This window comes from Eubacterium ramulus ATCC 29099 (genome assembly GCF_000469345.1).
Taxonomy (GTDB): domain Bacteria; phylum Bacillota; class Clostridia; order Lachnospirales; family Lachnospiraceae; genus Eubacterium_I; species Eubacterium_I ramulus.
Genome location: NZ_KI271144.1, coordinates 1 through 7159, shown reverse-complemented (window position 1 = coordinate 7159; position 7159 = coordinate 1). Strand labels below are relative to the sequence as shown.

5 protein-coding genes are annotated in these 7159 nt (G+C 43.6%); all 5 read left to right on the top strand.

The features are described 5' to 3' along the window. Positions 1-468 (top strand): YraN family protein (locus HMPREF0373_RS10125; protein WP_021739616.1); only part of this gene is annotated, 468 nt, incomplete at its 5' end. Between the two features lie 101 nt (positions 469-569). Next, positions 570-1508, top strand: a complete 939-nt coding sequence (gene pgeF / locus HMPREF0373_RS10120; protein WP_336302454.1) for a peptidoglycan editing factor PgeF — start codon at positions 570-572, stop codon at positions 1506-1508. 25 nt (positions 1509-1533) lie between these two features. Beyond that, positions 1534-2199 (top strand): sugar O-acetyltransferase, encoded by a 666-nt coding sequence (locus HMPREF0373_RS10115; protein WP_021739614.1) that lies wholly within the window; start codon positions 1534-1536, stop codon positions 2197-2199. Between the two features lie 220 nt (positions 2200-2419). Beyond that, a complete protein-coding gene (locus HMPREF0373_RS10110) occupies positions 2420-3826 on the top strand; it encodes an MATE family efflux transporter (RefSeq protein WP_021739613.1) in 1407 nt (468 codons plus the stop codon). A gap of 385 nt (positions 3827-4211) precedes the next feature. After that, on the top strand, positions 4212-6839 hold the full coding sequence (ppdK, locus tag HMPREF0373_RS10105) for a pyruvate, phosphate dikinase (RefSeq protein WP_021739610.1): 2628 nt from the start codon (positions 4212-4214) through the stop codon (positions 6837-6839). Positions 6840-7159 lie beyond the last annotated feature (320 nt).

Genomic DNA, 7159 nt, shown 5'->3' with positions numbered 1-7159 from the left:
GTAAAAACAAGTCTTTCTCAGTGGGAGTACAAGCATCCTATGCGATTTAGTACACAAACAAATAAAATCTTGTTATTTGCCGGAGAGAGTAGAAAGGCAAAAATGAATACAAGAAAAATCGGAACAGTACAGGAACAGCGGGTGGCTGGATGGCTGAAACAGCATGGATATGATATTGTGGAACATAATTTTAGTTGTCGCTTTGGAGAAATTGATCTGATTGCCAGAAAAGATGGTTATCTGATTTTTGTAGAAGTAAAATACCGCAGCAACCGTGGGTATGGCTCTCCCTGTGAGGCAGTAGATCATCGGAAACAGAAACGAATATCCAATGCGGCAGCATTTTATCTGAGACGCTACGGGTATCCGATGGATCAGCCCTGTCGTTTTGATGTGGCGCAGGTTTCGGCGGATGCTGTAGAACTGATGGAAAATGCATTTGCCTATTGCGGGAATTTTTCGATGTGACAAATGCTGCTTTTATAAGTAAGCAGCGAAAGTGGATTGCGAATGTCCGCTTTGTGAAAAAACTGTGCCTATGTGATATGGAAACGAAAGAAGGTGAACAGATGGAACATACAATAACAGAACGGACAGCCGATAATAAGAATGAAAAACAAAACGATGATGAATGCTGCATTATATCTGCAATCAAGCGAAAAAAAGAAGGGGCACAGCCCCTTCGACTGGAGATGCATCCGCTGAACAATGGGGCACAGGTACCGTTGTTTCATTTTCCGTTGCTGGATCAGACCGGAGTAGTTCGTCATTGCTTTACTACGCGGTATGGTGGTGTCAGCAAAGGAATTTTTTCGTCATTGAATCTCAGCTTCAGCCGTGGGGATGTAACAGAATCTGTGGAAGAAAATTATCGCAGGGTGGCAGAAACACTGGGGACGGACAACGGTCATCTTGTGTGTTCAGATCAGACTCATACAACAAATGTGCGGCTGGTGACCAAAGAGGATGCGGGCAAGGGCGTGATCTGTCCAAGGAATTATACGGATGTAGACGGCCTGATCACAAATGTTTCAGGGCTGACACTTGTTACTTTCTATGCAGACTGTGTACCATTATATTTTGTGGATCCGGTACACCATGCCATCGGACTGAGTCATTCCGGCTGGCGTGGTACAGTTGCACGTATGGGAAAATGTACACTGGAAGCTATGCATAATGCATTTGGCACAGAGGCATCCGATGTGTATTGCGCCATTGGACCATCAATCTGCCAGGATTGTTATGAGATCAGCGAGGACGTGGCTGTGCAGTTTATGCAGGCGTTTCCCGGGCATACGTCAGAAATTCTGATTGATAAAGGAAATGGAAAGTATCAGCTGGATTTGTGGAAAGCGAATGAAATTGTGCTGCTGGATGCTGGTGTGAAGAAAGATCATCTGGAAGTGACGGATGTGTGCACCTGCTGTAATCCGGAATTGTTGTTTTCTCACAGAGCCAGTCATGGAAAACGGGGGAATCTGGGGGCATTTCTGTGCCTGAACCCATAAAAAATAAAAAAGAGAGAGGGATAATATGATGCAGTTAAAAGACAGAATAGCAAATGGAATGCTTTTTTATGAGCACGGACATAAGGATCCGGTAGATATCGAACAGGAACAGGAGTTGGATGCACTGCGCAGACATTGTAAAGAAGTAATGTTTGATTACAACCATACCCGTCCGGAAGACCGGAAGAAACGGCAGGAACTGTTGAAAGGATTGCTGGGAAAATGTGGGGACAGTGTGTTTATTGAAGATGGTGTCCATATGTCTTATGGCTGCCATCTCTACCTGGAAGGCGGTTTTTATGCAAATTTCAATCTGAGTGTGATAGATGACGGAGATATTTTCATCGGAGATAAAACCATGATCGGACCGAATGTAACACTTTGTACTACCGGACATCCGGTGGAACCGGAGTATCGTGGAATGGGGGCACATTATTCTCTGCCAATTCACATTGGTAGAAATGTCTGGATCGGAAGTAATGCGGTGATTCTTCCGGGAGTTACCATTGGAGATAATAGTGTCATTGGTGCCGGCAGTATCGTGACGAAAGATATTCCGGCAAATGTGGTTGCAGTAGGTAATCCATGTCGTGTGTCCAGAGAGATTGGGGAGAGAGACCGGGAATACTATTTCCGTGATCTGAAAATTGATTTTCCATATACCTCAGACAGAATCACATCGGAAGAGTAGTATATTGATACAACACAAGAATAGGGCAGGGTTGTAGAATTTTATCTCAGTCGAGAAGACTCCCACTTCTGCAAGTGGTGAGTAAAAACAAGTATCCCAGTTATGCAACCAATAGAATAGCCATCGGTTTTATATCGGTGGCTGTTCTATTGGAGAAATTGATATTTTTGAAAAAAGAACGATTCTGAGAGTTCATATTACAAATAGGGAGATTAGATCAATGGAGAGGACAGAAAAGAAATGTTTTTTTAGAAAGTTCATCGGAGATAAAAAGTTTTATCTGATGGTTCTTTCGATTGCAATTCCAATTATGATCCAGAATGGCATCACAAATTTTGTAAGTCTGTTGGATAATATTATGATCGGACGAATCGGTACAGAACCGATGTCCGGCGCTGCGATTGTGAATCAGCTGATTTTTGTATACAATCTGTGTATTTTCGGTGGTGTATCCGGAGCCGGGATTTTCACAGCACAATATTTTGGAAAAGGAGATCAGGAGGGCGTACGCAACACGATGCGGTATAAGCTGTGGATGGTGATCATTATCACCGCAGCAACGATTGTGCTGCTCCTGACACAGGGAGATGCGTTGATTCACATGTATCTGAAAGGAGAAGGCACTGTAGCACAGGTGGCAGATACGTTGCGTTATGGACGGGAATATCTGGACATTATTGTGTGGGGACTTCCGGCCTTTATGATGGTACAGGTATATGCCAGTACACTGAGGGAGTGTGGAGAGACTATGCTGCCGATGAAAGCAGGTGTTGCTGCAGTAGTTGTAAATCTGTTTTTCAACTTTATGCTTATTTACGGAATGCTGTTTTTCCCGAAACTGGGTGTAAGAGGTGCAGCGCTTGCTACGGTGATCTCACGATATGTGGAAGTTCTGATCGTCATGGGATGGACACACAGACATCATGCGAAACATGTCTTTGCGGAAGGACTGTACCGCACCATGCGGGTTCCGGCTGCTATGACAAGGAGAATCCTGATCCAGGGTACGCCGCTGCTTTTGAATGAGACTTTCTGGGCCGCAGGCATGGCAATGCTGACCCAGTGTTATTCTATACGTGGATTGAATGTAGTAGCAGGTCTGAATATTTCAAATACGGTAAACAATGTATTTAATATTGTATTCATTGCTCTGGGAGATTCGGTGGCCATTGTAGTTGGACAGCTGCTTGGTGCCGGTAAAATGAAAGAAGCGAGAGATACAGATAATAAGATGATTGCATTTTCTGTGTTCTGCTGTACGATTGTGGCTTTGGCGATGCTCGTGCTGGCACCATTATTCCCAAACCTGTACAATACGAATGCGGAGGCCAGAGAACTGGCAAAATATTTTATTATAATCACAGCCATTTTTATGCCACAGAATGCATTTTTGCATGCCTCGTATTTTACACTGCGTTCCGGTGGCAGAACGATCATTACATTTTTGTTTGACAGTGTATTTATTTGGGTAGTGAGTGTATCTGTGGCGTTTACGCTCAGTCGTTTTACCGCACTTCCGGTACTTGCAATCTATGCACTTGTACAGGTAGCAGATTTTATCAAATGCATTATTGGATTTATACTTGTTAAAAAAGGTGTATGGTTGCGCAATATTGTAACTTCGTAGGTTACGGCACATGCATTTGCTCATGCAGACATTCCAGTCGGTGTGATCGGAATCCCGCTGCTGTGGGAAGACAGGAAGGCAGCACCAAAAAATAACGGAAGGCAGAATGTCGGTCCTGTTACTGTATAATAGGTAAGATATATAATGCAGGATGATCGAATATAAGCGGAAAATGAGCGGATAGTCACCAACTTGTGGGGTAGTGAAAAAAAGGTAATTATTTTGTTACAAATTTCACAAAAAAGGTTGAAATCTATAAAAAATGTGGTAAAATATAGACGAAGTTTCGGAGAAAACAAGGAACTTCATGTGAAAAATTGCTAAAATAACAGATGACGCAATATCTGTTTGCAAAACACAATGTATATTTTAGGAGGAATTAGAAATGGCAAAATGGGTGTACTTATTTAGCGAAGGTAATGCCAGCATGCGCGAGCTTCTTGGAGGTAAAGGTGCAAACCTTGCTGAGATGACAGGTCTTGGACTTCCAGTACCACAGGGCTTCACTATTACAACAGAGGCTTGTACACAGTACTATGAGGATGGCCGTGAGATTAATGATGAGATTCAGGGACAGATCAACGAGTACATTGGTAAAATGGAAGAGATTACTGGTAAGAAATTCGGTGACAAGGAGAATCCATTGCTCGTATCAGTTCGTTCTGGTGCAAGAGCTTCTATGCCAGGTATGATGGATACAATCTTAAATCTTGGTCTGAATGAGACCGTAGTAGAGGTATTAGCTGAGAAATCCAATAACCCACGTTGGGCATGGGATTGCTATCGTAGATTTATCCAGATGTATTCCGACGTAGTTATGGAAGTTGGTAAAAAATATTTTGAGCAGCTCATTGATGCGATGAAAGAGAAAAAAGGCGTTACTTTTGATGTAGATCTTACTGCAGAAGATTTAAAAGAACTTGCCGGACAGTTCAAAGCTGAGTATAAAGCAAAAATCGGACAGGACTTCCCGGATGATCCGAAAGAGCAGTTAATGGGAGCTGTAAAAGCAGTATTCCGTTCCTGGGATAACCCACGTGCAAACGTATACCGTCGTGACAACGATATTCCGTACAGCTGGGGTACAGCCGTAAACGTACAGGCTATGGCTTTCGGTAACATGGGTGATGATTGCGGTACAGGTGTTGCATTTACACGTGATCCGGCTACCGGCGAGAAGAAACTGATGGGTGAGTTCCTGATCAATGCTCAGGGTGAGGACGTAGTTGCTGGTGTTCGTACACCGATGCCGATCGCTAAGATGGAAGAGGAATTCCCGGAGGCATATGCTCAGTTCGTACAGGTTTGCAAAACTCTGGAAGATCATTATAGAGATATGCAGGATATGGAGTTTACGGTTGAGAATAGAAAACTTTACATGTTACAGACACGTAATGGTAAGAGAACAGCTCAGGCTGCATTAAAGATTGCTTGTGATCTGGTAGATGAGGGAATGAGAACAGAGAAAGAAGCGGTAGCTATGATCGAGCCGCGTAATCTTGACGCTCTGCTTCACCCGACATTCGATACAGCTGCATTAAAAGCTGCTACACCGATTGCAAAAGCTCTTGGTGCTGCTCCGGGTGCTGCTTGCGGTAAAATCGTATTCACAGCTGACGATGCTGTTGAATGGGCTGCAAGAGGAGAGAAAGTTGTTCTGGTTCGTCTTGAGACCTCACCGGAAGATATCACAGGTATGAAAGCTTCCCAGGGTATCCTGACAGTTCGTGGTGGTATGACATCTCATGCAGCAGTAGTTGCCCGTGGTATGGGTGCTTGCTGTGTATCCGGATGCGGCGACATCATTATGGATGAAGAAAATAAGAAATTTACACTTGCAGGAAAAGAGTATCATGAAGGTGATGTAATCTCCTTTGATGGTTCTACTGGCTGCATTTACGACGGAGCAATCCCGACAGTAGAAGCTACCATCGCTGGTGAATTTGGAAGAATCATGGCATGGGCTGACAAATACAGAACATTAAAAGTTCGTACAAATGCTGATACACCGGCAGATGCTAAGAAAGCGCGTGAACTTGGTGCAGAAGGTATCGGACTTTGCCGTACAGAGCATATGTTCTTTGAAGGTAACAGAATTGATGCATTCCGTGAGATGATCTGTGCAGATACAGTAGAAGAGAGAGAAGCTGCTCTTGAGAAAATCTTACCGTATCAGCAGGGTGACTTCGAACAGTTATACGAGGCAATGGAAGGTGAAGCAGTTACGATCCGTTTCCTTGATCCGCCACTTCATGAGTTCGTTCCGACAGAAGAAGAGGACATCAAGAAACTGGCTGATGCTCAGGGTAAATCTGTAGATCAGATCAAAGCTATCATCGAAGGTCTGAAAGAGTTCAACCCGATGATGGGACATCGTGGATGCCGTCTTGCTGTAACATATCCGGAAATCGCTAAAATGCAGACAAAAGCAGTGATCCGTGCAGCAATCAATGTATCCAAAGCTCATCCGGAATGGAATATGGTACCGGAAATCATGATTCCGTTAGTAGGCGATATCAAAGAGTTAAAATATGTTAAGAAATTTGTTGTAGAGACAGCTGACGCTGAGATTGCAGCAGCAGGTGCTGATCTGAAGTATGAAGTTGGAACTATGATCGAGATTCCGCGTGCAGCATTAACAGCTGATGAGATTGCAACAGAGGCTGAGTTCTTCTGCTTCGGTACAAACGACTTAACACAGATGACATTTGGTTTCTCCCGTGATGATGCAGGTAAATTCCTTGATGCTTACTATGACGCTAAGATCTTTGAAAATGACCCATTTGCAAAATTGGATCAGGATGGCGTTGGTAAACTGATGGAGATGGCATTGAAACTTGGTAAACCGGTTCGCCCGACATTACATTGTGGTATCTGTGGAGAGCACGGTGGAGATCCTTCTTCCGTAGAGTTCTGCCATAAGATCGGACTTGATTATGTATCCTGTTCACCATTCCGTGTGCCGATCGCTCGTCTTGCAGCAGCACAGGCAGCTATCAGCTCAGAACAGTGATTGAAAACCCCATTTTTCTAGGGTCTTACAACGTATCAAAGAGTTATATGAGGCAAGTTATTGGATTTTACAGACCAGATTTTAGGTTTGAGGCTGCGAATGACATTACTCTTGTGCTAAAATTAGCGTAGGGAATAGATTTTTCTATTCCCTACCTTTTTTTATTTGATAGGAAAGTTCGATTTTTGCCGATCTCTTGAACGAAAATAGCCCGCACTGAGGCGGGCATGCAGATAAAACGACACAGATTTAGAAAGATTGTCAATGGTAAGTGTCTCTATAGTGTAGCTCCCATCTTCATAGTATTGTATATGTTGCTT

What these genes read in the sequence shown, in the direction of transcription:
- pgeF (WP_336302454.1), top strand. Translation starts at nt 570, where the DNA reads ATGGAACATACAATAACAGAACGGACAGCCGATAATAAGAATGAAAAA.
- HMPREF0373_RS10115 (WP_021739614.1), top strand. Translation starts at nt 1,534, where the DNA reads ATGATGCAGTTAAAAGACAGAATAGCAAATGGAATGCTTTTTTATGAG.
- HMPREF0373_RS10110 (WP_021739613.1), top strand. Translation starts at nt 2,420, where the DNA reads ATGGAGAGGACAGAAAAGAAATGTTTTTTTAGAAAGTTCATCGGAGAT.
- ppdK (WP_021739610.1), top strand. Translation starts at nt 4,212, where the DNA reads ATGGCAAAATGGGTGTACTTATTTAGCGAAGGTAATGCCAGCATGCGC.